We start from the raw sequence: 24,754 nt of genomic DNA, 5'->3' as shown, positions 1-24,754 counted from the left end.
GGAGGTCCCCCCGATGAAGCTCTATTCCATGCCCATCTCGCCCAACGCCATCCGCGTGCGGGCCCTGATCCACGAGCTCGGCCTCGATGTCGAGATCATCGACAAGGACATGCGCTCGGGCGAGCTGAAGAGCCCTGAATTCCTCTCCCTCAACCCCAACGGCAAGGTCCCGGTGCTGGAGGAGGATGACGGCTTCACGCTCTGGGAAAGCCGCGCCATCATGGCCTATCTGGCGGTGAAGGCCGGCAGCACGCTCTATCCGGTGAGCGACCCCCGCGCCCAGGCGCAGGTCGACCAGTGGCAGAGCTGGCACGCCGTGCATTTCGCGCCGACCATCCAGCAGGTGCTCTTCGAGCGGCGGCTGAAGCCGCTCTTCGGGCTCGGCGAGCCGGACGAGAGCAAGATCGAGAAGACGGTGAAGGATGCCGGCGAGCTCCTCTCGGTTCTCGACAAGGGTCTGGAGGGTAAGGACTATATCGCCGGCGACCAGATGACGCTGGCCGATATCTCGCTCGCCTGCACCGCGGCGACGCTGGCCCAGGCGGGGCTCCTGCTCGAGCCCTATCCGGCGGTTGCCGCCTGGCATCTGCGGATGATGGAGCGGCCGGCGATCCAGAAGGCCGTGGCGCCGGCCATGGAGTTCTTCGCCTGAGGGCGGGCGGAAACCGGGTGGTTTCCGCCCCCGATCTCGATCTGGAAACGGCACGGAATTCGGCCCGAATTCCGTGCCCCGGCCTCCGCCGATGACAAACGCCGCCCCACGCTCTATGATGCCCCCCAAAGCGGCCGCCCATAAGGCCGCACGGCAGATGAGCAGGACATGATGACACCCAACCGACGCACTCTCCTCGCCGGAGCCGGCGCGACGCTGGCGAGCCTTTCGCTCGCCGCCTGCGGCAACGGCATCGGATCCCCCGCGCCCACGCAGATCGACGCGCGGGTCGACGCGACGCTCCAGCACATGTTCAGCGCCTATCCCGGCACCGTCGACATCTCGAACCAGGCCGCCGGGATGCTCGTCATGCCGCTCATCACCGAGGCCGGTCTGGGGCTCGGCGGCTCCTACGGCCGGGGCGCGCTCCGCGTCGGCGGCGCGACGGTCGATTACTATCTCGCCACCGCCGCCTCCGCCGGGCTGCAAATCGGCGCCCAGCAATATTCGCATGTGCTCTTCTTCATGACGCAGGACGCGCTGCTCGACTTCCGCGCCGGCAATGGCTGGTCGGCGGGCGGCGATATCGAATACGCGATCCCGTCCCAGGGCGAGATGCTCAGGGCCGACGCGCTGACCTCGCTTTCGCCTGTGATCGCCGTGGTCTTCGCCCAGGCGGGGCTGCGCGTCGGCGCGACGGTCGAGGGCACGAAATACACGCGGATCATTCCCTGACCCGGCCCGGGCGCGGGAAACCGCGCCCCTAGCCCTCCTCGCGCTTCTCGCGCTCCTCCTTCTCCTCCCGCGTCTCGTCATCACGGTCGGCGGCGGCAGCGCCCTCGCGCACCGCCTCGGTGGTGACCGAGGTCAGCCGGTCGCGATCCGGCCCGAAGCTCATCGCCAGCATCGCCCGGCGGTATTCGCGGATGGCGACGCGGCGCGCCGCGAGGGCCATCCCCTCCTCCGCATGGGTCATGAGGCCGGTCAGCACGTCCTGCAGGCGGAGCTGCACCTCCAGCCGGTCGGCCCCGTCGCGGGCGATGGCGCCGAAGCCGTCAGAGACGAGGTCCTCGGGGTCGAGCGCCGGCACATGCAGCCGTGGATAGGTCGGCGCGCCCGTATGCGCCTCCTCCCGCTCGAAGGAGGAGAGGATCCGCCCCACCCGCGTGATGACGTCGATGGCCGTGCCGCTGTCGTTGATGCCGGGCGAGAGCGCCTTCGAGCCGATCTCGCCGAGCACGATCAGCCCCAGCCGCGGGTCCTGCACATAGCCGCGCGCATCGTCGACCACGACATGCTCGCGCAGTTCCCGCGTCAGTTCGTCGGTCACCTCGCAGGTGACATAGGCGATGGGCTGGCCGAGATGGACGAAATGCCCCGGCGTGACCGGCAGGTAGATCTCGCAATCCGCCTCTTCGGCGATCTCGTTGAGCCGGTCCTGATAGATCTGCACGATATAGCCGGCCTGCGAGGTGCGGATCGGCTCCACCCCCTCGGGCAGATCGCCGAGGGGATGGCCGCCGAGGCAGGGCTGGTCGAGCCGCTTGCGCAGCTCGCGGGCGGTGATGTCCTCGACCTGGCGGGCCGTCTGGTCGAGCGAGCCGAAGCCCTGCAAATGCAGCACCCAGCGGATCAGCGCCAGCACCACGAGGATGAGGACGACGACGGTCAGCAGGAAGAGGACCAGCGCCGCATCGTCGGAATAGACCCGCACTTCGCGCAGGATGATCGCCACCAGCGAGTAGACGAAGGCGCCGATGAATGTGGCGATGGTGTTCTGCGTCGTGGGGTCCTGCACGATCAGCCGGTGGACGCGGGGCGTCCATTGAGAGGCCGAAAAGGCATAGACGCTGACCATGATCGTCAGCGAGAAGATCGTCGCCGCGAGCATGGCGTTGGAGACGATGTCGAGCAGCCTATCTGCGCTGTCGCCGCCCACATAGGCCCGCCATTCCTGCGGCAAAAGCGGCGAGACGACCTGCGTCAGCCCGATGGAGATGAGCGCGAGGAGCCCGAAGAGCACCACGCGCACCCAGAGCGTCCGCCACAGATCCAGCGCCTTGCGCAGCACGGTCTCCGAGATGCCGGTCAGTGTCGCCATGGTGCTTCCCCTCGCCCGTTTGCGACAAATGGTGTCGCCGCCTGCACTTTCCCTCACCCGTGGCATCCCTAGGGTGGCGCCAGAACATCCGCCATCATCAGGAGGCCGAAAGATGAAGACAAGCACCCGTGTCGTGGTGATCGGCGGCGGCGTCGTCGGCTGTTCGGTGCTCTATCACCTCACCAAGCTCGGCTGGTCCGACGTCCTGCTGATCGAGCGCTCCGAGCTCACCTCGGGCTCCACATGGCACGCGGCGGGCGGCTTTCATACCCTCAACGGCGACACCAACATGGCGGCGCTGCAGGGCTACACCATCCGGCTCTACAAGGAGCTGGAAGAGATCACCGGCATGAACTGCGGGCTCCACCATGTCGGCGGCATCACGCTCGCCGACAACCGCGACCGCTTCGACATGCTGAAGGCCGAGCGCGCCAAGCACCGCTACATGGGGCTGGAGACCGAGATCCTCGGGCCGGAAGAGATCCGCGCCATGACCGATGGCCAGGTGAACACCGACGGCATCATCGGCGCGCTCTATGACCCATTAGACGGCCATCTCGACCCCTCCGGCACCACCCATGCCTACGCCAAGGCGGCGCGGATGGGCGGGGCGGAGATCGTGCTGCTCAACCGGGTGCTGGAACTGAACCCGCGCGGCGACGGCACGTGGGACGTGGTCACCGAGCATGGCACCGTCCATGCCGAGCACATCGTCAATGCCGGCGGCCTCTGGGCGCGGGAAATCGCAGCGATGGCAGGGCTTTACGCCCCGCTCCTGCCGATGGCCCACCAGTATCTGGTGACCGACGACATCCCCGAGATCTACGAGCGCGGCCAGGAATTCCCCCATGTGATGGACCCGGGAGGCGAGAGCTACCTGCGCCAGGAGGGCCGCGGGCTCTGCATCGGCTTCTACGAGAAGCCCTGCGAGCCGTGGTCCGTCGACGGCACGCCCTGGGAATTCGGGCACGAGCTCCTCAACGAGGCCTTCGACAAGATCGAGGACAGCGTCGCCTTCGCCTATCGCCGCTTCCCGGTGCTGGAACGCGCCGGCGTCAAGCGCGTCATCCACGGGCCCTTCACCTTCGCGCCCGACGGCAACCCGCTCGTCGGCCCGGTGCCGGGCGTGCCGGGCTACTGGAGCGCCTGCGGCGTCATGGCCGGATTCTCCCAGGGCGGCGGCGTCGGCCTGACGCTGGCCCAATGGATGATCGAAGGCGAGGCGGAGCGCGACGTGACGGGGCTCGACGTGGCCCGCTTCGGGCCCTGGATCAGCCCCGGCTACACGGTGCCGAAGGTCATCGAGAACTACCAGACGCGCTTCTCGGTCGCCTATCCCAACGAGGAAAAGCCCGCCGCCCGTCCGCACCGGACGACACCGATGTATGACATCTTCGATGGCATGGGCGCGGTCTGGGGCCAGCAATTTGGGCTGGAGGTGGTGAACTACTTCGCCAAGGGCGACGAGCCCCGCTACGAGACCCCGAGCTTCCGCCGGACCAACGCCTTCGAGGCGACCGGCCGCGAGGTGCGGGCCGTCCGCGAGGGGGTCGGCATCAACGAGGTGCAGAACTTCGGGAAGTTCGCTGTTACGGGCCCCAAGGCCCGCGAGTGGCTCGACCGGATCATGGCCGGCCGGGTGCCGAAGGCCGGGCGTGTGTCGCTCACCCCGATGCTGGCGCCGTCGGGGCGGATCATCGGCGATTTCACCATCTCCTGCCTTGGGAAGGAGAGCTTCCAGCTCACCGCCTCCTATGGCGCGCAGAACATCCATCTGCGCTGGTTCCTGAAGCATCTGGAAGAGGGCGTGCGGGTGGAGAACATCTCCGACCGCCGCACCGGCTTCCAGATCGCCGGGCCGAAGGCGACGGAGCTCTTGGCCGCCTGCACCCGCCAGCCGGTGAACCTCAGGTTCATGGACGTCCGCCCGATGGTGGTCGGCCAGGCGAACTGCATCGTCCAGCGGCTCAGCTACACCGGCGATCTCGGCTACGAGATCTATTGCGACCCGATGGACCAGCGGCAGCTCTGGGCCACGCTGACGAAGGTCGGCGCGCCGCTCGGCCTCGCCCCCTTCGGGATGCGGGCGATGATGTCGCTGCGGCTCGACCGGTTCTTCGGCTCCTGGCTCCGTGAGTTCTCGCCGGATTACACGCCGGCGGAGACGGGCATCGACCGCTTCATCCACTGGGGCAAGAACGCCGATTTCATCGGCCGCGCGCCGGTAGAGGCCGAGCGCGCCGCGCCCCCCGCCCGCCGGCTCGCGCATTTCGAGGTGGAGGCGGAGGATGCCGATGTCACCGCCTACGAGCCGATCTGGATCGGCGGCGAGGTGAAGGGCTTCTGCACCTCCGGAGGCTATTCGCACTGGCAGGGCAAGAGCCTCGCCTACGGGCTGATCCCCCGCGAGCTCTGGGAGCCGGGGCTAGAGGTCGAGATCGAGATCCTCGGCCAGCGCCGCCGCGCCGTTCAGGTGGCGGAAGACATGTGGGACAGCGACGGGTCCCGGATGCGCGGCTAGGCTCGGGATGATCCCCCTCCTCCTCCTCGCCGCCGGCCGCTCCTCTCGCATGCGAGGGGCGGACAAGCTGGCGGAGGAGGTGGGGGGCGAGCCGCTGCTCACCCGTACTGCCCGCGCCGCCTGCGCGGCAACGGCTCCGGTCTTCGTCGCCCTCCCCGCGCTCGATCACCCTCGCGCGGCGCTGATGGCGGGGCTGGAGGTCACGCCCCTCGCCCTCCCCGGCTCGGCGGAGGGGCTCGGCGGCACCGTCCGGGAGGGCGTCGCCGCCCTGCCCGCCTGCCCCGCCTTCCTGATCCTCGCCGCCGACCTGCCGCTCATCGAGGCGGCGGACATCACGGCCCTCCTCGCCGCGCGCGCGGCCCATCCGGAGGCGCTCATCTGGCGCGGTGCCACGCCCGAGGGCAAGGGCGGCCACCCGCTCCTCTTCGATGCCTCCCTCCGCCCCGCATTCGCGAAGCTCGAAGGAGACACCGGCGCCGCCCCGATCGTGCGGGCCAACCGCGCTCGCACACATTTGGTGCGTTACGCCGACGACCGCGCCCTCCTCGACCTCGACACGCCGGAAGACTGGGCCGCCTTCCGCTCCCGCTGACACAAGCCCCCTTCCTCTGCCCCTTTCCAAATACCCTTCGGGGGGGTCGCCATTGAGTGCGCCATTGGTTCAAGCACCAATGGCGACGGGGGCAGACAGCCCCCAGCCTTGCAACCAGCACAAACAGAAACGGCGGGGCCCGAGAGCCCCGCCGTCTGCGGCCGCCCCGAGGGGGGCCAGCTGCATGCCTGCCTTAGCGGGCCAGAAGCTGCGCTTCGTGCCGCTTCAGCGACTTCCGCGCGGCCTGGTAATCCTTGAGGCCGGTGTGCGACTTCAGCTCGGGGAAGAGCAAGAAGATCTCGTCCCGCTGCTCGTCGCCGATGCCCTTCAGCGTGTAGTCGCCGGGCTGGAAGCTCTCCGTCCAGGCGCCGTTCGACAGCACCACCTGGTGCCGGTCGAACATGAAGTGGATGTAGGCGGTCGAGGCGACCTCCACTTCCATCACGCCCGGCATGCCGACCAGATGCTTCGCCGCCGCCAGCACTTCGCTCTCTTCGAAGTAGAGCTGGGTGCGCTCGGAGGCGACCAGCAGCCGGTGGTTCGGCGAGACCATCATGTCGCGCTCCGGCAGGCCGTTGCCGAGGGCGCCGGCCTTGATGAGCACCGGCTTCAGCTGCGGGGCGCCGAAGAGGTCGCGGGCGGTGACGTCCTTGCGGCCGACCCAGCGGATCTCCTGGATGCCGTTGTCGCGGGTGATGATGCGGTCACCCTCGCGCAGGCTCTCCACCGGCACCTCGCCGCGCGGCGTGGCGATGGCCGTGCCGGGCGTGAAGCAGGGGATGACGTTCTCGATCTCGACGAAGGTCATCGTGGTGCCGTCCTTGAAGTGGACGATCCCGTCTTCCTTGTCCTTCGAGGTATACTCGATGTAGTCGACGTCGGTCCCCGTCAGGTCGAGCGTGTCGAAATCGTCGCCGCCGGCGCCGCCGTCGACATGATCGCCGCCGTTGCCGCCGATGAAGATGTCGCGGTCGTTGTTGCCGTAGAGCGAGTCGTTGCCCTGGCCGCCGATGATCGTGTCATTGCCGCGACCGCCGTAGATGAGGTCGTCGTCGATGCCGCCATCGAGGTAGTCGTTGCCGTCCTGGCCGAAGATCGTGTCGTCATCGTCGAGGCCGTAGACGGTGTCGTTGCCGGCCGAGGCGAAGATCACATCCTTGCCGTTGTCGGTGACGAGGTCGCCCTGGTCATCGCGGATGTTCAGTTCGTCGGGCAGGTCCGGGCCGTAGCCGCCGTAGATCACGTCGTCGCCGGCGCCGCCGATGATCACGTCGGAGCCTTCGCCGCCGATGATCGTGTCGTCGCCCTTGTCGCCCTGGATATAGTCGTTGTCGATGCCGCCGTTGATGACGTCGTCGCCCTTGCCGCCGTAGAGACGGTCGGCATCGTCGCCGCCGTAGATCGTGTCATCCCCGGCGCCGCCATAGAGCGTGTCCATGTCGTCGTAGGGATCGGGATCCTGCGACAGGGGCGGATAGGGATTGTCGAACTTCGGCAGGCCGCCGTCGCCGCCATAGATGACGTCGTTGCCGTCGCCACCATGGACGGTGTCCTGGCCGTCGCCGGCGATGACCGTGTCGTCGCCGCCCTTGGCGTAGATCAGGTCGTCATTGCCGTCGTGCCCGTCGAGCAGCGCGTCGTCATTGTCGACCTTGTCGCCCTCGGGATCGCCCTCATAGCTCGTGTCGATGACATCGTTGCCGGCCGTGCCCTCGACGGTGCCGTCGGGGCCGGTGGGCTCGGGGTCGACCGGGCCGCCCGGATCGTCGGGCTCGATGAGGGTCTCGATCTCGAAGAAGGTGATCTGCTCGCCGGTCGGCAGGCCGTCGTCGTCGAGAAGCGCGATGGTGCCGTTATAGCCGTTCCCGTTCTCGTCGGGCTCCATGTAGAGGATCTCGTAGCGGCCGATCTCGCGCAGGTCGAGCGTGTCGCAGTCGAGGCCGCCGGAGCCGCCGAGATAGCAGTCGTTGCCCCGCGAGGCGATGATCACATCGGCACCGTCTTCGCCCCAGACGGTATCGTCGCCTTCGCCGCCGTCGAGCGTGTCGTTGCCCGCGCCGCCGACGAGAAGGTCGTTGCCCTCGCCGCCGTAAAGCGTGTCGTCTCCGCCGAAGGTCCAGATGGTGTCGTTGCCGGCCCCACCGTAGACGAGGTCATTGCCCTCGCCCGGCGCATCATTCTCCGGATCCCCGGTGTAGACGTCGTGGATTCGGTCGTCGCCACTGGTGCCGTCAATCGTGCCAGCCATCTCTACCACTCCAAATCTCGCCGGCATGCCGGCCGCGGCGATGCCGCGAGAAAAAGGTCCTGCACGGCGCCTGTCGCAAGCGCCGCGCGCGCCCGCCCTTGTGGCGGTGCGCCGTCTAGCCTGTTCCGCGTTGAGACCGAGCCCAGCAGCAGACCACTTTTCCGACCTGTCAGCCGGACCGGCTCCCCCAAGCCGGGGGCCCGTCACTCGGGCCACGATCTGGATACCGGCGAATTTGGAGCGAACAAAGCGAAAATTGTTGGAAAGATGATGGCAAATTGCCGAGGACCTCGCGGCAGGTCCGGGGCAGCCTGCCTCATTTGCGAGGGCTACGCGGGAATTGTTGCGACAAGGGAACCAATCACGACCCTTGGGCGGCGGTGCCGGGCGCGTAATGCAACTTAAGGACGAGTTTGCCATCCGGATTGTTGACGCCTGACCACCTGTCAGCCCAGGCCGGGCGGGCGGTGCGGGGCGGAGGGGCGGCCTCGCCCCTCGTCTCCGACTTTGAACCAATCTTTGCAAAGCCGGCCGATTGGTGCCGGAGCTCCGAAGAGACGGCGCAAATCTAGATGCGAATCAAGATATCCAAGGGGAAAGTCGGGCGAATTTGCCTAAAGCGGGCCCGGGCCCGCCCGGGGCCGCCTCACTTCGATGCTGGTACCGGTGGTCGGACTCGAACCGACACGATGTTGCCATCGGCGGATTTTGAATCCGCTGCGTCTACCATTCCGCCACACCGGCCTGGCGCCGACCTAGCCGCAGCGGGCCGGCGCCGTCAATCGCGTCGTGGGCGGCCTCCCTCGCGGCCCTAGAGCCGCGAGGCGCCGAACGTGTCGCAGGCGGTGATGTCGCCGCTGCGGTAGCCCGTCTCGAACCAGCGCTGGCGCTGCTCGGAGGTGCCATGCGTGAAGGTCTCCGGCCGCACGCGGCCGCCCGACTGGCGCTGCAGCGTGTCGTCGCCGATCCGCGCGGCGGCGTTCATCGCCTCGGCGATGTCGCCGGGCTCGATCGTGCCGAGCTGGCTTTCGGCGGCGCGCGCCCAGATGCCGGCATAGCAATCGGCCTGAAGCTCGATGCGCACCGAGATCGCATTCGCCTGCTCCTCGCTCGAGCGGCTCTGCAGGGCCTGCGCCTCGGAAAGGATGCCGAGCTCGTCCTGCACGTGATGGGCGACCTCATGGGCGATCACATAGGCCGAGGCGAAATCGCCCCCGGCGCCGAGCTGCCGATCGAGCGTCGTGAAGAACTGGGTGTCGAGATAGATGCGCTCGTCGTTCGGGCAGTAGAACGGGCCGGTCATGGCGCTCGCCCCGCCGCAGGCGGAGGAGGTCGAGCCGGAGAAGAGCACCAGCGTCGAGGGGTCGTAGGGCTGGCCCACATCTTCGGCGAAGATGCCGCTCCAGACCTCTTCGGTATCGGCCAGCGTCACGGCGGCGAAATCGCCGGCGGCCTCTTCCTCGGCGCTGAGCGGGCGCTCGCTGCCGGGCTGCGAGACATAGCCGCCCCCGCCGTCGCTGCCGCCGAGAAGCGGCGTCAGATCGACGCCGAGGAACCAGCCGACCACGACGATGGCGAGGAGCCCGAGCCCCCCGGCCCCGCCGAGCCGCACGGCCCCGCCGCCCCTGCCGCCCCGACCGCGCCGGTCGATCACATTGCGGCTCTGCCGCCGTCCCTGCCATTTCATGTGGTGCCCTCCGTCCCGGCCCGTCGTTTTGTCGTGAACGCCGTGTGATTGACCATCGTTCCCGGCCATGTCCTAAGGAGCCATCGGGTTTTGGGGAATGACGTGATCCGCCGCCTTTACGACTGGACGATCTCGCTCGCCTCGCATCCGCGCGCCCTCTGGGCGCTGGCGATCGTGGCCTTTGCCGAAAGCTCGTTCTTCCCGATTCCGCCCGATGTGGTGCTCATCCCGATGATCATCGCCCGGCCGGGCCGCGCCTTCCACTATGCCCTGGTGGCGACGCTGGCCTCGGTGGCCGGCGCGCTCGCGGGCTATCTGATCGGCTGGGGGCTCTTCGAGCAGCTCGGCCAGCCGATCCTCGATCTATACGGCAAGACGGAGGATTTCTCCGCCTTCGCCGAGCGCTACAACAGCTGGGGCGCCTGGGCGGTGCTGATTGCGGGCGTGACGCCCTTCCCCTTCAAGGTCATCACTATCGCCTCGGGGGCCACCGGCCTGTCGCTGCCGATCTTCATCCTGTGCGCGATCATCGCGCGCGCGCTGCGCTTCTTCCTTGTCGCCCTGCTGCTCTGGCGCTTTGGTGAGCCGGTGCGCGACTTCATCGAGCGGCGGCTCGGGCTCGTGTTCGCCCTTCTCTGCCTGCTGTTCTTCGGCGGCTTCTATCTTGTGAGGTATCTATGACCCGTCTGCAACTTTCGCTGATCGCCGCCGCCGGGTCGCTCCTGCTGCTGGCCGGCGCCTTCGGCTTTCAGCTCATCGGCTACCTGCCCTGCAAGATGTGCCTCTGGCAGCGCTGGCCGCATGCCGCCGCCGTGCTGATCGGGCTCGCCATGCTGATCGTCCCCGGCCGCATCTGGCCCTGGCTCGGCGCGCTGGCGACGGCGGTGACTGCCGGCATCGGCATCTTCCACACCGGCGTCGAGCGCGACTGGTGGGAGGGGCCGACCTCCTGCACCTCCTCCGGCACCGGGCTCGGGGATCTCGGCGGCGCCGACCTCCTCTCCACCGACGGGCCGGGGATCGTGCTCTGCGACCAGGTCTCGTGGGCCTTCGCGGGCCTCTCCATGGCGAGCTGGAACGCGATCTTCTCGCTCGTGCTCATGCTCATCTGGCTCCGCGCCGCCCGGGCCGCGCCCGCGATGCGCTGAGGGAGACCCGCCACCTGTCAGGCCCGGCCTGTCGCCTTCGGGCGGCCCGCTGCCGGGCCGTCAGGAATAGCGGAATTCGCCGGTGACGTTTCGCCATTCGCCCGAGGCGAGGCGGCGGCGATGCGTGAAGCGCACCGAATGCAGCGGGCCCTCGATATGCTCCTGCCAATGCTCGATGAGCTTGAAGAGCCGGGGGTGATCCGGCGCCAGATCGTAATCCTGCCAGATGAAGCTGTTGAGAACGCTGCGATAATCCGGCATCCGGTAGAAGAGCTCGGCCGTCGTCAGCCCGTAGCCCTTCAGCATCAGCTCCGTCTCGCTTGCCTGCGATTCTGCCATGGCGCCGGCCCTCTTTGCCAACCTCACGGAAGCAGCTTGCCAGCGACAGGTTAAGAGTCAACGAAAACAATATGTTGGCAATGAGTCCGGCTGGCTGCCAACCTTGTTGGCGCCCCGGCATTGTAACCTAGGGATGGCGGGTGATATAGTCAGCCGCAACAAGATATGGCGCGACAAGAACAGGCCAGACGTGACCGATACGCCCGATTTCCCGACAGATGATGAAGATGGCGGCACCCCGCGGAGCAGCTATGACGGCCCGACCGTCTCGATCTCCCAGGAGCTGAAGACCGCCTATCTCGATTACGCGATGAGCGTCATCGTCAGCCGGGCGATTCCCGATCTGCGCGACGGTCTGAAGCCGGTGCACCGGCGCATCCTCTTCTCGATGCACGAGACGGGCAACACGCCCGACAAGGCCTATCGCAAGTCCGCCCGCCCCGTCGGCGACACGATGGGCCGCTACCACCCGCATGGCGACAGCGCGATCTACGACGCCCTCGTGCGGATGGCGCAGGATTTCTCGATGTCCCTCCCCCTCCTCGACGGGCAGGGCAACTTCGGCTCGATGGACGGCGACCAGGCCGCCGCCATGCGCTACACCGAAGTGCGGATGGACAAGCCCGCGACCTATCTTCTCGCCGATATCGAGAAGGACACGGTCGACTTTCAGGACAATTACGACGGCAAGGATCGTGAGCCCACCGTCCTGCCGGCGCGCTTCCCCAACATGCTCGTCAACGGCGCGGGCGGCATCGCCGTCGGCATGGCGACGAACATCCCGCCCCACAATCTGGGCGAGGTCGTGGACGCCTGCCTCGCGCTGCTCGACAATCCCGATCTCAGCTCCGAGGAGCTGATCGAGTTCGTCCCCGCCCCGGACTTCCCGACGGGCGGGCTGATCCTCGGCCGCTCCGGCGCGCGGCGCGCCTATCTGGAAGGGCGCGGCTCCGTCATCATCCGCGCGAAGTCCCACACCGAAGAGATCCGCAAGGACCGCTGGGCGATCATCATCGACGAGATCCCCTATCAGGTGAACAAGGCGACGATGATCGACCGCATCGCCGAGGCGGCGCGGGACAAGCGGATCGAGGGCATCGCCCATGTGCAGGACGAGAGCGACCGCCACGGCGTGCGCGTCGTCATCGAGCTGAAGCGCGACGCGACGGCGGAGGTGGTGCTGAACCAGCTCTTCCGCTTCACGCCGATGCAGACCTCCTTCGGCTGCAACATGCTGGCGCTGAACGGCGGCAAGCCCGAGGTGCTGACGCTCCGCGGCTTCCTTGTCGCCTTCCTCGACTTCCGCGAAGAGGTCGTGGCGCGGCGAACGGCCTTCGAGCTCAGGAAGGCCCGCGAGCGGGCGCATATCCTCTGCGGCCTCGCCGTCGCCGTCTCCAACGTCGACGAGGTGGTCGCCACGATCCGCCGCTCCGCCGATGCCGCCGAGGCGCGCGAAGCGCTGATGACCCGCCGCTGGCCGGCCGCCGAGATCGCCGATTACATCAAGCTGATCGACGACCCGACGCATACGATCAACGACGACGGCACCTACAACCTCTCCGAGGCCCAGGCCCGCGCCATTCTCGAATTGCGCCTGCAGCGCCTCACCCAGATCGGCGTCAAGGAGGTGACCGACGAGCTCGAGACCCTCGCCGCCACCATCAAGGATTGCCTCGAGATCCTGCGCTCCCGCGCCCGGATCATCGGCATCATCCGCGCCGAGCTGGAGGAGGTGAAGAGCCTCTTCGCCGTGCCGCGCCGGACGGAGATCACCGACTGGGCCGGCGATCTCGACGACGAAGACCTGATCGAGCGCGAGGACATGGTCGTGACCGTCACGCAGGGCGGCTACATCAAGCGCACCCCGCTCGCCGATTTCCGCTCGCAGCGGCGCGGCGGCAAGGGCCTCTCCGGCGGCGGGCTGAAGGAAGAGGACGTGGTGACGACGCTCTTCGTCGCCAATACCCACGACCAGCTCCTGTTCTTCACGACCGACGGCATGGTCTACAAGCTGAAGTGCTGGCGCCTGCCGGCCGGCGGGCGGACCTCGCGCGGCAAGGCCATCGTCAACATCCTGCCGATCCCGGGCGGCGTCTCCATCGCCGCAATCATGCCGGTCGACCGGCCGGAGGAGGATTGGGACAGCCTTAACATCGTCTTCGCGACCAGCGCGGGCGACGTGCGGCGGAACCACCTTTCCGACTTCACCAATGTCATGCGAAACGGCAAGATTGCCATGAAGCTGCCCGATGACGGCTCCGTCAGCCTGATCGGCGCCCGCATCTGCGCCGAGAGCGACGACGTGATGCTCGTCACCGATTCCGGCCGGGCGATCCGCTTCCCCGTCACCGATGTGCGGGTCTTCTCGGGCCGCTCGTCCACCGGCGTGCGCGGCATCAGGCTGAGCAATGGCGACCGTGTGGTCTCCATGTCTGTCATCCGGCATTTCGAGGCCTCCCCGGAGGAACGCGCCGGCTATCTCAAGATGCGCCGCGCCATGGCCGGCGTCACCGAAGAGCCGGAGGCCGAGGACGAAGAGGCCACCGCCGGCGCCATCAGCACCGAGCGCTATGCCGAGATGTCGGCCGCCGAGCACCTGATCCTCACGATCACCGCACGCGGCCTCGGCAAGCTCTCCTCCAGCCACGATTATCCCGTCCGCGGGCGTGGCGGCATGGGCGTGATGGCGATGGACAAGGCGATGCGCGGCGGCGCCATCGTCTCGTCCTTCCCGGTCGAGATGGGCGACCAGATCATGCTGGTGACGACCACCGGCCAGTCGATCCGCGTGCCGGTGGAAGGCATCTCCTTCCGCTCGCGCTCGGCGGGGGGCGTGCGGGTCTTCAACACCGGCAAGGGTGAGGAGGTCGCCTCCGTCGCCTGGATCGCCGAGGCGGACGAGGCCGAGGTGCCGGGCGATGACGAGGCCGGAGAGCCCGGCGAGGCTTAACGCTCTCTTCAGCTTGGGGCGTCATGCTCCTCCCCGGTGGCGGGGAGGAGCGTCGCATGAACCTGTATCACTGCATGATCGAACTGAAGGACGGCGCGAAGGCCCTGCTCTTCGCCCGCGCGGTCGAAACCTGGCTCGGCCTTCTGCAGGAACGACGGATGATCGCCTCCTGGCGGCTCTTCCGCCGCAAACTCGGGCTCTCTTCCGGGGCGCACAGCGATTTCATCCTCGAGGTGGAGGTCGGCAGCCTCGTGGCACTCGAGCGGGCCTTCACCTCGCTGAGCGAACTGGCGGAGGATGAAGAGGTGACGCGGCTCTACGATCAGGTGCATGCCATGATCCTCAAGGCCGATGTCGGGCTCTACCGCCCCTATCCCGACGCCAGCCAGCGCGAGCGCATCGCGTTGATCTGAGGGCCAAAAATTCTTCGCCGAAGAATTCTGAGCGAAAATTCATCCGCAGAAGAATTTTGCGCCCGGCCGCGACCGGCGGCGCGCCCTTCCCCTTGGCCCGCATTCGGCCTATCTCGCCCCCATGACAGAGACACTCCATATCGTCGGCGGCGGGCTCGCCGGATCCGAAGCCGCATGGCAGGCCGCCGAGGCGGGCGTCGACGTGGTGATCCACGAGATGCGCCCCCTCGTCGGCACCTTTGCCCACAAGACGGGCGATCTGGCCGAGATGGTCTGCTCCAATTCCTTCCGCTCGGACGACAGCGACAACAACGCCGTTGGCCTCCTCCATTGGGAGATGCGCCAGGCCGGCGGCCTCATCATGGAGATGGGCGATGCCCATCGCCTGCCCGCCGGCGGGGCGCTCGCGGTCGACCGCGAGGGCTTCTCCGCCGCCGTCACCGCGCGGCTCCGCGCCCATCCGCGGGTGCGGGTCGAGCCGGGCGAGATCACCGAGCTGCCGCGCGACGGCCACTGGATCATCGCCACCGGCCCCCTCACCTCCTCCGCCCTCGGCCAGGCCATTGCCGCCGAGACAGGCGCCGAGGCGCTGGCCTTCTTCGACGCCATCGCCCCCATCGTCCATGCCGAGACCATCGACATGAGCACCGTCTGGGCGCAGTCGCGCTACGACAAGGGCGAGACGGAGGCGGAGCAGAAGGCCTATCTCAACTGCCCCATGACGAAGGCCCAGTACGAGGATTTCATCGACGCGCTCCTCGCCGCCGACAAGACGGAGTTCCACGAGGGCGAGACGGCCGGCTATTTCGACGGCTGCCTGCCGATCGAGGTCATGGCCGAGCGCGGCCGCGAGACCCTGCGCTTCGGGCCGATGAAGCCCATCGGCCTGACCAACGCGCACCGGCCGGACGAGAAGCCCTATGCCGTCGTGCAGCTCCGCCGCGACAACCAGCTCGGCACGCTCTATAACATCGTCGGCTTCCAGACGAAGATGAAGTACGGCGCGCAAACCGAGGTGTTCAAACGTATTCCGGGGTTGGAGGAGGCGAGCTTCGCCCGGCTCGGCGGCATCCACCGCAACACCTTCCTGAACTCGCCGACCCTGCTCGACGCGCAGATGCGCCTCAAGACCCGGCCCAATATCCGCTTCGCGGGGCAGATCACCGGGGTGGAAGGCTATGTGGAATCGGCCTCGATGGGCCTCCTCGCCGCCCGACTGGCGGTGGCGGAGATCCGGGGGCAGAGCCTGCCTCCTGTGCCGCCGACCACCGCCATCGGCGCCCTCGTGAGCCATATCACCGGCGGAGCGGAGGCCAAGACCTTCCAGCCGATGAACGTGAACTTCGGCCTCTTTCCCCCTCTGCCGGAAGCGAAATCCGGCCGGCGCGGCCGGAAGGAGCGCTACCCGGCCTATACAGCCCGCGCCAAGGCCGACTGGCGCGCCTGGCTCGATGCAACGGCATTGGCGGAGGCCTGAGCGCCTGCTAGACTTGGGCCCATGGGTGGCTTTCTGAAGAACGTCTATGATCTCGACGGCGAGGGTGCCGTGCGCGACTATTATGACGGCTGGGCCGCGAGTTACGACGCGGAGTTGAGGCAGGCCGGCTATGCGACGCCCGCCCGCTGCGCCGCTGCGCTCGCCGCCACGGGCCTGTCCAAGGATGCGCCCATTCTCGACATGGGCTGCGGCACGGGCCTTTCCGGCGTCGCGCTCGCGGCCGAGGGGTTTGAGGTCATCGACGGCTGCGACCTGTCGGAGGGGATGCTGAAGGTGGCGCGTGCCCGCGGGCTCTACCGCCACCTTTTCCCCGCCGGCGAGACGCCGCCCGAGCAGCCCCGCGCCGTGACCGCCGTCGGCGTCATCGGCCCGGGCGCCGGGCCGATCTCGCTTTTCGATCAATGCCTTGATCTTCTGCCTTCAGGCGGGCTCTTCTGCTTCTCCTTCAACGACCATGCGCTCGAGGTGCCGGAATTCCCGGCCGCTCATGCGCGGGCGCTCGAAAGCGGCCTTGCCGTGCAGCGCTTTGCCGAGCTCGGCCCCCATCTGCCGAGCATGGACGTGAAGTCCATGGTCTATGTCCTTGAGAAGAGGTGAGAACCCGCTTCGCGCCCTCTCCGACGGGGCCCCTTCATCTCGGCCATGCCTATGCGGCGATCCTCGCCCATGACATGGCCCGCGCCGCTGGCGGCGCCTTCCTGATCCGCATCGAGGATATCGACAGGAGCCGCGCCCGCCCCGAATGGGAGGCGCAGAACTTCGACGACCTCCGCTGGCTCGCCCTCGCCTGGGAGGAGCCGGTGCTCCGCCAGTCGGACAACCTCGCCGCCTATCGCGCGGCGCTCGCCCGCCTCACCGATGCCGGCCTCACCTATCCCTGCGCCTGCCGCCGCCGCGACATCGAGGCGGCGCTCACCGCCCCGCAGGAGGGCGATCCGCCCATCGGCCCCGACGGGCCGGTCTACCCCGGCACCTGCCGGCATCTGGGGCTCGGCGAGGCGGGCAATGCCATCCGGCTCGACATGGCGCGCGCCGCGACGGGGCCGGTGCGGTTCACCGACGAGCTCCGGGGCGAGGTGACGCTCAGCCCGGAGGAGATGGTGGCCGGCATCGGCGACGTGATCCTGGCGCGGCGCGACATGGGCACGTCCTACCACCTCTCGGTCGTGGTGGATGATGCCGCGCAGGGCATCACCCATGTCACGCGGGGCGAGGACCTCTTCGAGGCGACGGCGATCCATGCGCTGCTGCAGGACCGGCTGGGCCTGCCCCGCCCCGTCTATCACCACCACCGGCTGATCCGCGACGCTTCCGGCAAACGGCTCGCCAAGCGCGACGATGCCCGGGCGATCTCGCGCTACCGGGAAGAGGGGGCGAGCCCGGCGGACGTCAGGCGGATGGTGGGGCTGCCGGGCTGAGGCGCGGGGCGGGGCGGGAGAGGCCGCCCGTGGTGGGGTGAAGCCCCACCCTACGACTACGGCGCCGCCCGGGCGTAGGGTGGGTTTTCAACCCACCGCCCGTCAGGGCGCCGCCTCCAGCTCCACCACCTCGCCGTCCTGCACCGCCCGATAGAAGCAGCTCCGGCGGCCGGTGTGGCAGGCCGGCCCCTGCTGCTCGACCGTGAGCAGCAGGCAATCCTCGTCGCAATCGAAGCGCAGCTCGACCAGGCGTTGCGTATGGCCCGACGTCGCGCCCTTCTCCCAGAATTCGGCGCGGGAGCGGCTCCAGTAGGTGACGCGGCCGGTCTCCAGCGTGCGCGCCACCGCTTCGGCATTCATCCAGGCCATCATCAGCACCTCGCCCGAGGCGGCGTCCTGGGCGATGGCCGGGATCAGCCCGGCGTCGTTGTAACGAAGTCGCGCGGGGTCGAAACTCATGGGCGCTCTCCCTTTGCCTCGGCGGGTCAGGGGGCCTATCTAGGGGCCGAAGACAGCCAGCGAAAGCCCCCGAATGTCGGCCGACAGCGACCTCATCAAGCTCTATTCCTCCCGCATCCTCGGGCTGACCGCCACGATGCCCCGCATCGGCCGGCTGGACGCACCCGATGGCGAGGCCCGCCGCCGCTCGCCGACCTGCGGCTCGACGGTCACCGTGACGATAGGCTGGGACGGCGAGACGGTCACCGACTATGCGCAGGAGGTGAAGGCCTGCGCGCTCGGGCAGGCCTCCGCTTCCGTCGTGGGCTCGGTGGTCGTGGGGCTGGACGAGGCGGCGATCCGCAAGGGGCGCGACGAGCTGAAGGCCATGCTGGCCGGCGGCCCGCCGCCGGAAGCGCCCTTCGACGGGCTCGAGGCGCTGGCCCCGGCGCGCGACTATGCCAACCGGCACGGCTCGATCATGCTGGCGCTTGAGGCGACGCTGGAGGCCATTGGCGCGGCCAAGGCGGCGCGCGCCACCGGCTGAAAGGGAGCGAAAACCAGGTGGTTTCCGCTGCGGGGGCGCTGCCCCCGCGCCCCCGAGGTGTTTGGAAAGGGGCAGGAGGCAGGGGCGGTCAGAGCGCCTTGAAGCGCTCTTTCTGGCGGGAGGTCCAGCGGAGCGTGAGGGCGTAGCCCTCCTCCGTCTGCTCCTCCGCCTCGATCACCTCCTGCTCATGCAGCCAGGCGCGCTTGCGGCCCTCGGCGAAGGGCAGGAAGAGCTCCTCCACCGTCCGGGCCGGCGCGAGGGTGGCGGCGATGGTCTCCGTCAGGGCGGTCACCCCCTGCCCCGTGATCGCCGAGATTGCCACGGGGCCTTCCTGGCCGGCGCGGCGCTCGGCCGCCTCCTGCGCCATCTCGGGCAGGAGGTCGACCTTGTTCCAGACCTCGATCACCGGCACGTCGGGATCGACGCCGAGGCTGGCGAGGATGGTCTCGACCTCCTCTGCCTGCGCCTCGGTCTCGGCATGGGCGATGTCGCGGACATGGAGGATGAGGTCGGCCTCCAGCACCTCTTCCAGCGTGGCGCGGAAGGCGGCGACGAGCTCGGTCGGCAGGTCGGAGATGAAGCCTACCGTATCGGAGAGGATCACCTCCTGCCCGTCGAGGCGCAGGCGCCGCATCGTGGGGTCGAGCGTGGCGAAGAGCATGTCCTTCGCCATGACCTCCGCCCCGGTCAGGCGGTTGAAGAGCGTGGACTTGCCGGCGTTGGTATAGCCGACGAGGGCGACGATCGGGTACGGCACCTTGGCCCGCGCCGCGCGGTGGAGGCTGCGGGTCTTCTGCACCTTGCCGAGCTGACGGCGGAGCCGCGTGAGCTGCTCGTCGATGGCGCGGCGGTCCGCCTCGATCTGCGTCTCGCCGGGGCCGCCGACGAAGCCGAGGCCGCCGCGCTGGCGCTCGAGGTGAGTCCAGGCGCGCACCAGCCGGGTGCGCTGGTAGCTGAGCGCCGCCATCTCGACCTGCAGGACGCCCTCGCGGGTCCGGGCGCGGTCGGAGAAGATTTCGAGGATCAGCCCCGTCCGGTCGAGGAGCTTGACCTTCCACTCCTTCTCCAGATTGCGCTGCTGCACCGGGCTCACGGGCCCGTCGACGAGCACCAGCTCGATCTCGGCGGCTTCGATCCGGCTCTTGAGCTCGGCGACCTTGCCGGAGCCGAAGAGCATCCCGGGCTGGGGTTTCGGCAGCGGCACGACCTCGCCCGCCACCACCTCGATGGCCGGCAAGGCAGCAGCCAGCGCCACCGCCTCTTCGAGGGCGGGCGCGGCGGCCCGGCGATCCGGGTCGTTCTTCATGTCTGGGTGGAGCACCAGGGCGCGGGTCGGGGCCGCGGCGGTGGCGCCCTCAGGGAGCGTGTCTGTCAATCGTCACTGTCATTCAGGTTGATCGGCTGGCTCGGCATGATCGTCGAGATGGCGCTCTTGTAGACCAGCTGGCTCTGCCCGTCACGACGCAGGAGCACGCAGAAGCTGTCGAACCAGGTGATGACACCCTGCAGCTTCACGCCGTTGATGAGAAAGATGGTGACCGGAACCTTGATCTTGCGGACATGGTTGAGAAACGCGTCCTGCAGGTTCTGCTTGTCAGCGGCCATTCGATGAGCCCTTTTTCTTGTCTCGGCCGCGATCGGCCTGTCCCTGTCGTTTGCACAAGTATGAAGCGGGGCTTGCGGAGTTTCCACCCCCAATGTGGCGGGGCTCAGCGGCGCCAGGCCGCAGGGTTGAAAAGGGCAATGAGCGCCAGCGTTTCCATCCGCCCGAGCACCATGGCGCAGGCGAGGATCACCTTCGCCTCCCCCGGCACCCCGTCGAGCGAGATCGGGTATTCGCCCGCGATCTCGACGATGGGCCCGCAATTGGCGAGCGCCGCCACGGCGAGGATCATCGCGGTCTCGAACTGGACGCCGTAGAGGCTGAGGAGCAGCATGACCGTCGTCACGCTGAGCGCGAAGAGCATGAAGAAGAGCCAGGAGATATAGGCGCCCTGCCGCCTGATCCGCCGCGCCTTTTCCCCCGAGCCCCCAACGGAGGAAGGATGCACCAGCCGCGCCAGCTCGCGTTCGCCGTGCTTGTAGAGCGCATAGATGCGCAGGAGCTTCACGCCGCCAGCCGTGGTCGCCACACCGCCGCCGACGAGCGCCAGGCCGACGAGGACGAGCCCCGGCGTATGCAGGCCCGACCAGTCCTGCGTCAGGTGCCATTCGGCGCTCTCGAAACCGGTGGTCGTGAGGAAGGAGAGGACCGTGAAGACGCTCCCCCAGAGCGCGCCGATGGCGGAGCCGAGCCCGCCGGTATGGATCCCGTCGCCAGAGGCGGCGATGAAATGCCGCAGGAAGAGCAGCGCCGGCACGATGATGACCAGCGCCAGCGCCATCGTGATCTCGGGGTCGTTCACGAAGCTCTTGCCGCGCTCGCGCATCGAGCGGCGGGCAAAGGTGTGGCGCGACAGGGCGAAGATCATGAAACAGGCGATCAGGAGCTCGCCGAAGAAGCCAGAGCCGGTGAAGGAGGTGCCGGTCTGCAGGGGCGAGATGCCGGAGGTCGCCATGGTCGACATGGCGTGGCAGATCGCGACGAGCGGCACCTCGCCCGAGATCAGAAGCCCGATCCAGAGCGCCGCGGTCAGCCCGGCATAGACCGGCGCCAGCGCCGCCGCCTGTCGGGTCAGCCGCTCGGCCGGCAGCGCATGGCGGGCGAAGCGCGACAGGCGGCCGGCGTTGCCATCGGCGCCGGCGGCCGATTGCACCTCGAAGCCGCCGAGGTTCATGGGCGCAAGGAGCGCCGCGGCCGTGACCCAGACGGTCAGCCCCCCGAGCCAGCCGACGAGCGCCCGCCAGAGGTGGAGCGAGGGATTGAGCCGCCCGAAATTGTCATAGACGGTGCCGCCGGTGGTGGTGAAGCTCGCCACCATCTCGAACCAGGCGTCGAGAAAGCTGTCTTCCCCGAGCGCGATGTAGAAGGGCACGGCGAGCATCGCCGGCAGCACCAGGAAGGCGGCGAGGAGGCCGACGAGCTGGCCCTGCGGCGCCGAGCGCGGCGCGCCGCCCCGGGTGGCGATGCCGATCAGCAGCGTCAGCATCCCGAAGAGGATGAAACCGTAGAAGAAGATGCGCGCGGTGTGGAAATCCTCCAGCGTCAGCGCATGAAGGGCCGGCACCAGCATCGCCGCCGTGCCGATGCCCATGGCATAGACGAAGAACGGGGCCCCGGCCTTGCGCTCTGCCAGTTGCATCGGCGGCCCCCCTTCAGAAGAAGTCGATGGAGACCTGCAGGAGCCGCTCCACCTGATGCACGTCGGGGCTCATGGCGAAGAGCGCCACGAGGTCGCCCTCCTCGATGCGGACATCGCCGGTCGGCTTCACATATTTCCCGTCGCGCAGGATGCCGCCGACGCGCACGCCTTCGGGGAAGGCGATCTCGCGCACCCGCTGGCCGGCGATGGTGGAGGTGCCAAGCACCTGTGCCTCGATCATCTCGGCCTCGGCATCGCCGATGGAATAGACGCCCCGGACGCGGCCATGGCGGATGTGGCGCAGGATCGACGAGACGGTTGTGGCGCGCGGGTTGATATAGGCGTCGATGTTGAGCGGCCCCATCAGCGGAAGGAGCGTCGGGTCGTTGACGAGACAGATCGACATCTTGGCGCCGAGTTCTTTGGCGCGGACGGAGGCAAGGAGGTTGGTCTTGTCGTCATCGGTGACGGCGAGGACGGCATCGGCCGCCTCGACCCCCGCCTCCTCCAGAAGCGCCGCATCGAGCCCGTCGCCATTGAGCACGATGGTGCGCTCCAGCGCGTCGGCGGCGATCTCGGCGCGGCGGCGGTCCTTCTCGATGACCTTGACGCGGATGCGCCGCTCCTCGAGCACGCGCGCGACGCCGAGCCCGACATTGCCGCCGCCGATGATGACGACGCGGTCCTGCTTGGCGGTGGATTTGCCGAAGATCTCCAGCGTCCGCCCCACGTCCTCGGACGAGGTGAAGACATAGGCCTCGTCATCGACGAAGAGCTGGTCATCCGCCGCCGGCACGAAGAGCTTGCCGCTCCGCCTTACGCCGACGACGATGGCGCGGAGCGTGGAGAAAAGATCGGTGAGCTGCCTCAGCGGCGTGCCGATGATCGGGCAATCCTCGCCGATCTTGAGCCCGAGGAGCTGCGCCTTGCCGGCGAAGAAGCTCTCGGTATCGAAGGCCGAGGGTGCGGCGAGGCGCTGCATGGCGGCCTCCGCCACCTCGCGCTCGGGGGAGATCACCACGTCGATCGGCATGTGATCGCGGCGGTAGAGATCGGAATAGATCGCGTCGAGATAGCTCTGCGAACGCAGGCGGGCGATCTTGCGGCTGATGGCGAAGACCGAATGCGCCACCTGGCAGGTGACCATGTTGACCTCGTCGCTATGGGTCGCGGCGATGATCATGTCGGCATCGGGGGCGCCGGCGCGCTCGAGGATGTCGGGATAGGAGGCATGGCCGATGATGCCCTGCACATCGAAGCTCTCGGTCACCCGGCGGACGAGATCGGGGTTGAGGTCGACGACGGTGACGTCATTGCGCTCCCCCGACAGGTGCCGGGCGATCTGCCAGCCGACCTGGCCCGCGCCGCAGATGATGACCTTCATGCATGCCCTCTGATGCGGCCCCGTTCCTGGCGCCATGGGTGCCAGAGGCGGGGGGTGGGGTCAATCGGGGGGGCGCCGCCCCCGGCCCCCCGAGGAGGGGGGCCGGAGCCGGGTGGAGGCTCTGCCTCCACACCTCCGAGGTATTTCCGGCCAGATGAAAGGCCGATCAATCCTCCCCCACATGCGCCACCCGGGCGCCCGACTTGTTGGAGGTGACGACGCCGAGGCTCTTGAGCTTGCGGTGAAGCGCCGAGCGCTCCATGCCGACGAAGCTCGCGGTGCGGGAGATGTTGCCGCCGAAGCGGTTGATCTGCGTGAGCAGGTATTCGCGCTCGAAGAGCTCGCGCGCCTCACGGAGCGGCAGAGTGGCGAGCCCGCCGGAGAGCACCACGCGGCCCTCCTCCTGCCCGCCCGCATCGTCGGGGCCGGGCAGCTCCTTGGCGGAGATATCGCCCGTCGGCTCGCCGAGGATCAGGATCCGCTCGACCACATTCTTGAGCTGCCGCACGTTGCCCGGCCAGAGCATCGTCTGCAGGAGCGCCTTGGCATCCTCGCCGAGAAGCCTCAGCGGCAGGCCCTGTTCGCGGTTGAGCGCCCCGATGAAATGCTCAGCGAGAAGCGGGATGTCCTCCCGCCGCTCCTCGAGGCTCGGCACGGCGATCGGCACGACGTTGAGGCGGTGATAGAGCTCCTCACGGAAGCTGCCGCCGGCGATGGCCGCCTTGAGGTCGCGGTTGGTGGAGGAGATCACCCGCATGTCGACATGCACCTTCTCGGTGCCGCCGACGCGAGTGAAGGCCTGCTCCACCAGCACCCGCAGGATCTTCGACTGGGTGCCGAGCGGCATGTCGGCCACCTCGTCGAAATAGACGACGCCGCCATGGGCCTGCTCGAGGAGGCCCTTCTCCACCCCGCGCTCGCCGCCCTCGCGGCCGAAGAGCACCTCCTCCATCCGCTCCGGCTCGATGGAGGCGGAATTGACGGTGACGAAGGGCGCGCCGGCGCGGGGGCTCCGGGCATGGATGTAGCGGGCCGCGGTTTCCTTGCCCGAGCCCGGCTGGCCGGTGAGCATCACGCGGCCGTTGGAGCCGGTCACCTTGTCGAGATGGCTGCGCAGCGTCCGGAACGAGGCGCTGTCGCCCAGCATCTCGGCCGGTGGCAGCTCGCCGCGCTTCAGCTCGAGATTCTCGCGGCGGAGGCGCGCGGTCTCCATCGCGCGGCGGATCACCACGAGGAGCTGGTCGATGTTGAAGGGCTTTTCGATGAAGTCGTAGGCGCCGAGCTTGATCGCCGCCACCGCCGTTTCGATGTTGCCATGCCCCGAGATGATGACGACCGGCACCTCGGGATGCTCGCGCTTAGCGTGCTTGAGGATGTCGATGCCGTCCATCCGGCTGTCCTTCAGCCAGATGTCGAGGACCATGAGGGCGGGCTCGCCCTTCTCCAGCTCCTCCAGGCAACCGTCAGAGCTGCCGGCGAGGCGCGTCGTATAGCCCTCGTCCTTCAGGATGTCCGAGATGAGTTCGCGGATGTCCCGCTCGTCATCGACGATCAGAATGTCGCTCATGCTCTCCCT

General features: G+C 68.2%; 22 protein-coding genes and 1 tRNA gene. 12 read left to right on the top strand and 11 right to left on the bottom strand.

Features of this window, described 5'->3' with window-relative positions:
- The first annotated feature begins 13 nt into the window (after window positions 1-13).
- Together ACAZ03_RS07255 and ACAZ03_RS07250 are read left to right on the top strand one after the other, a co-directional pair.
- Window positions 14-652 carry a glutathione S-transferase family protein gene (locus ACAZ03_RS07255; RefSeq protein ID WP_373356761.1) on the top strand — a complete coding sequence of 213 codons (639 nt, stop codon included), beginning with the start codon at window positions 14-16 and terminating at the stop codon, window positions 650-652.
- Between the two features lie 171 nt (window positions 653-823).
- On the top strand, window positions 824-1,387 hold the full coding sequence (locus tag ACAZ03_RS07250; protein ID WP_373357058.1) for a YSC84-related protein: 564 nt from the start codon (window positions 824-826) through the stop codon (window positions 1,385-1,387).
- Between the two features lie 28 nt (window positions 1,388-1,415).
- Here the strand turns inward: ACAZ03_RS07250 and ACAZ03_RS07245 are convergent, their stop codons facing one another.
- Window positions 1,416-2,753: a DUF2254 domain-containing protein gene (locus tag ACAZ03_RS07245; protein WP_373356760.1), complete on the bottom strand. Its 1,338-nt coding sequence runs from the start codon at window positions 2,751-2,753 to the stop codon at window positions 1,416-1,418.
- A gap of 112 nt (window positions 2,754-2,865) precedes the next feature.
- Here ACAZ03_RS07245 and ACAZ03_RS07240 point away from each other — a divergent pair, with 112 nt between their 5' ends.
- Together ACAZ03_RS07240 and ACAZ03_RS07235 are read left to right on the top strand one after the other, a co-directional pair.
- Window positions 2,866-5,274: an FAD-dependent oxidoreductase gene (locus ACAZ03_RS07240; RefSeq protein WP_373356758.1), complete on the top strand. Its 2,409-nt coding sequence runs from the start codon at window positions 2,866-2,868 to the stop codon at window positions 5,272-5,274.
- Between the two features lie 7 nt (window positions 5,275-5,281).
- A complete protein-coding gene (locus tag ACAZ03_RS07235; protein WP_373356757.1) occupies window positions 5,282-5,866 on the top strand; it encodes an NTP transferase domain-containing protein in 585 nt (194 codons plus the stop codon).
- Window positions 5,867-6,059: 193 nt separating this feature from the next.
- On the opposite strand, the gene ACAZ03_RS07230 is transcribed toward ACAZ03_RS07235, so the two are convergent.
- From ACAZ03_RS07230 to ACAZ03_RS07220, 3 genes are all read right to left on the bottom strand, one after another.
- Complete coding sequence (locus ACAZ03_RS07230) at window positions 6,060-8,114, bottom strand: Hint domain-containing protein (protein ID WP_373356756.1); 2,055 nt, start codon at window positions 8,112-8,114, stop codon at window positions 6,060-6,062.
- Between the two features lie 658 nt (window positions 8,115-8,772).
- Window positions 8,773-8,858 (bottom strand) — tRNA-Leu (locus ACAZ03_RS07225).
- A 67-nt stretch (window positions 8,859-8,925) separates the two neighbouring features.
- The gene (locus ACAZ03_RS07220; protein WP_373356755.1) at window positions 8,926-9,801 is read right to left on the bottom strand and encodes a neutral zinc metallopeptidase; all 876 of its coding nucleotides are present in this window, start codon (window positions 9,799-9,801) and stop codon (window positions 8,926-8,928) included.
- A gap of 102 nt (window positions 9,802-9,903) precedes the next feature.
- On the opposite strand from ACAZ03_RS07220, the gene ACAZ03_RS07215 reads away from it, so the two are divergent.
- A complete protein-coding gene (locus ACAZ03_RS07215; RefSeq protein ID WP_373356754.1) occupies window positions 9,904-10,482 on the top strand; it encodes a YqaA family protein in 579 nt (192 codons plus the stop codon).
- On the top strand, window positions 10,479-10,949 hold the full coding sequence (locus tag ACAZ03_RS07210; RefSeq protein WP_373356752.1) for a disulfide bond formation protein B: 471 nt from the start codon (window positions 10,479-10,481) through the stop codon (window positions 10,947-10,949). Before ACAZ03_RS07215 ends, ACAZ03_RS07210 begins: the two co-directional genes overlap by 4 nt.
- A 60-nt stretch (window positions 10,950-11,009) precedes the next feature.
- Here ACAZ03_RS07210 and ACAZ03_RS07205 read toward each other — a convergent pair whose 3' ends face one another.
- Window positions 11,010-11,288, bottom strand: coding sequence for an usg protein (locus tag ACAZ03_RS07205; protein WP_373356751.1), 279 nt, complete (start codon window positions 11,286-11,288; stop codon window positions 11,010-11,012).
- A gap of 190 nt (window positions 11,289-11,478) precedes the next feature.
- On the opposite strand from ACAZ03_RS07205, the gene gyrA reads away from it, so the two are divergent.
- From gyrA to gluQRS, 5 genes are all read left to right on the top strand, one after another.
- Window positions 11,479-14,238 (top strand): DNA gyrase subunit A, encoded by a 2,760-nt coding sequence (gyrA, locus tag ACAZ03_RS07200; RefSeq protein ID WP_373356750.1) that lies wholly within the window; start codon window positions 11,479-11,481, stop codon window positions 14,236-14,238.
- Between the two features lie 56 nt (window positions 14,239-14,294).
- On the top strand, window positions 14,295-14,651 hold the full coding sequence (locus ACAZ03_RS07195; protein WP_373356749.1) for a DUF6614 family protein: 357 nt from the start codon (window positions 14,295-14,297) through the stop codon (window positions 14,649-14,651).
- 121 nt (window positions 14,652-14,772) lie between these two features.
- Window positions 14,773-16,128 (top strand): methylenetetrahydrofolate--tRNA-(uracil(54)-C(5))-methyltransferase (FADH(2)-oxidizing) TrmFO, encoded by a 1,356-nt coding sequence (trmFO, locus tag ACAZ03_RS07190; RefSeq protein ID WP_373356748.1) that lies wholly within the window; start codon window positions 14,773-14,775, stop codon window positions 16,126-16,128.
- 21 nt (window positions 16,129-16,149) lie between these two features.
- Window positions 16,150-16,746 (top strand): class I SAM-dependent methyltransferase, encoded by a 597-nt coding sequence (locus tag ACAZ03_RS07185; RefSeq protein ID WP_373356747.1) that lies wholly within the window; start codon window positions 16,150-16,152, stop codon window positions 16,744-16,746.
- Window positions 16,743-17,567 carry a tRNA glutamyl-Q(34) synthetase GluQRS gene (gene gluQRS / locus ACAZ03_RS07180; RefSeq protein ID WP_373356745.1) on the top strand — a complete coding sequence of 275 codons (825 nt, stop codon included), beginning with the start codon at window positions 16,743-16,745 and terminating at the stop codon, window positions 17,565-17,567. The genes ACAZ03_RS07185 and gluQRS overlap by 4 nt, the downstream gene beginning before the upstream one ends.
- A gap of 102 nt (window positions 17,568-17,669) precedes the next feature.
- On the opposite strand, the gene hisI is transcribed toward gluQRS, so the two are convergent.
- Complete coding sequence (hisI, locus tag ACAZ03_RS07175; RefSeq protein ID WP_373356744.1) at window positions 17,670-18,026, bottom strand: phosphoribosyl-AMP cyclohydrolase; 357 nt, start codon at window positions 18,024-18,026, stop codon at window positions 17,670-17,672.
- Between the two features lie 73 nt (window positions 18,027-18,099).
- On the opposite strand from hisI, the gene ACAZ03_RS07170 reads away from it, so the two are divergent.
- The gene (locus tag ACAZ03_RS07170; protein ID WP_373356743.1) at window positions 18,100-18,552 is read left to right on the top strand and encodes an iron-sulfur cluster assembly scaffold protein; all 453 of its coding nucleotides are present in this window, start codon (window positions 18,100-18,102) and stop codon (window positions 18,550-18,552) included.
- A gap of 88 nt (window positions 18,553-18,640) precedes the next feature.
- On the opposite strand, the gene hflX is transcribed toward ACAZ03_RS07170, so the two are convergent.
- The 5 genes from hflX to ACAZ03_RS07145 form a co-directional block, all read right to left on the bottom strand.
- Complete coding sequence (gene hflX, locus ACAZ03_RS07165) at window positions 18,641-19,927, bottom strand: GTPase HflX (protein ID WP_373356742.1); 1,287 nt, start codon at window positions 19,925-19,927, stop codon at window positions 18,641-18,643.
- Window positions 19,924-20,157, bottom strand: coding sequence for an RNA chaperone Hfq (gene hfq, locus ACAZ03_RS07160; protein WP_373356741.1), 234 nt, complete (start codon window positions 20,155-20,157; stop codon window positions 19,924-19,926). The genes hflX and hfq overlap by 4 nt, the downstream gene beginning before the upstream one ends.
- 104 nt (window positions 20,158-20,261) lie before the next feature.
- The gene (locus ACAZ03_RS07155; RefSeq protein ID WP_373356740.1) at window positions 20,262-21,794 is read right to left on the bottom strand and encodes a TrkH family potassium uptake protein; all 1,533 of its coding nucleotides are present in this window, start codon (window positions 21,792-21,794) and stop codon (window positions 20,262-20,264) included.
- Window positions 21,795-21,807: 13 nt separating this feature from the next.
- Entirely contained in the window at window positions 21,808-23,178 is a 1,371-nt protein-coding gene (trkA, locus tag ACAZ03_RS07150; protein ID WP_373356739.1) for a Trk system potassium transporter TrkA, read from the bottom strand.
- Window positions 23,179-23,344: 166 nt separating this feature from the next.
- Entirely contained in the window at window positions 23,345-24,745 is a 1,401-nt protein-coding gene (locus ACAZ03_RS07145; protein WP_373356738.1) for a sigma-54-dependent transcriptional regulator, read from the bottom strand.
- Window positions 24,746-24,754 lie beyond the last annotated feature (9 nt).

Origin of the sequence: Pseudoroseicyclus sp. CXY001 (assembly GCF_041714655.1) — a bacterium.
In the GTDB taxonomy this organism is placed as follows: domain Bacteria; phylum Pseudomonadota; class Alphaproteobacteria; order Rhodobacterales; family Rhodobacteraceae; genus Pseudoroseicyclus_A.
The sequence above is the reverse complement of the archived record's forward strand: the minus strand, read 5'-3'. Positions and strand labels throughout refer to the sequence as shown.

Coding starts and splice junctions, on each gene's coding strand:
- ACAZ03_RS07195 (WP_373356749.1), top strand. CDS start 14,295: ATGAACCTGTATCACTGCATGATCGAACTGAAGGACGGCGCGAAGGCC.
- hfq (WP_373356741.1), bottom strand. CDS start 20,157: ATGGCCGCTGACAAGCAGAACCTGCAGGACGCGTTTCTCAACCATGTC.
- ACAZ03_RS07205 (WP_373356751.1), bottom strand. CDS start 11,288: ATGGCAGAATCGCAGGCAAGCGAGACGGAGCTGATGCTGAAGGGCTAC.
- ACAZ03_RS07155 (WP_373356740.1), bottom strand. CDS start 21,794: ATGCAACTGGCAGAGCGCAAGGCCGGGGCCCCGTTCTTCGTCTATGCC.
- ACAZ03_RS07235 (WP_373356757.1), top strand. CDS start 5,282: ATGATCCCCCTCCTCCTCCTCGCCGCCGGCCGCTCCTCTCGCATGCGA.
- ACAZ03_RS07185 (WP_373356747.1), top strand. CDS start 16,150: ATGGGTGGCTTTCTGAAGAACGTCTATGATCTCGACGGCGAGGGTGCC.
- hisI (WP_373356744.1), bottom strand. CDS start 18,026: ATGAGTTTCGACCCCGCGCGACTTCGTTACAACGACGCCGGGCTGATC.
- ACAZ03_RS07145 (WP_373356738.1), bottom strand. CDS start 24,745: ATGAGCGACATTCTGATCGTCGATGACGAGCGGGACATCCGCGAACTC.
- ACAZ03_RS07170 (WP_373356743.1), top strand. CDS start 18,100: ATGTCGGCCGACAGCGACCTCATCAAGCTCTATTCCTCCCGCATCCTC.
- ACAZ03_RS07255 (WP_373356761.1), top strand. CDS start 14: ATGAAGCTCTATTCCATGCCCATCTCGCCCAACGCCATCCGCGTGCGG.
- trkA (WP_373356739.1), bottom strand. CDS start 23,178: ATGAAGGTCATCATCTGCGGCGCGGGCCAGGTCGGCTGGCAGATCGCC.
- trmFO (WP_373356748.1), top strand. CDS start 14,773: ATGACAGAGACACTCCATATCGTCGGCGGCGGGCTCGCCGGATCCGAA.
- ACAZ03_RS07250 (WP_373357058.1), top strand. CDS start 824: ATGACACCCAACCGACGCACTCTCCTCGCCGGAGCCGGCGCGACGCTG.
- ACAZ03_RS07210 (WP_373356752.1), top strand. CDS start 10,479: ATGACCCGTCTGCAACTTTCGCTGATCGCCGCCGCCGGGTCGCTCCTG.
- ACAZ03_RS07230 (WP_373356756.1), bottom strand. CDS start 8,114: ATGGCTGGCACGATTGACGGCACCAGTGGCGACGACCGAATCCACGAC.
- ACAZ03_RS07245 (WP_373356760.1), bottom strand. CDS start 2,753: ATGGCGACACTGACCGGCATCTCGGAGACCGTGCTGCGCAAGGCGCTG.
- ACAZ03_RS07240 (WP_373356758.1), top strand. CDS start 2,866: ATGAAGACAAGCACCCGTGTCGTGGTGATCGGCGGCGGCGTCGTCGGC.
- ACAZ03_RS07220 (WP_373356755.1), bottom strand. CDS start 9,801: ATGAAATGGCAGGGACGGCGGCAGAGCCGCAATGTGATCGACCGGCGC.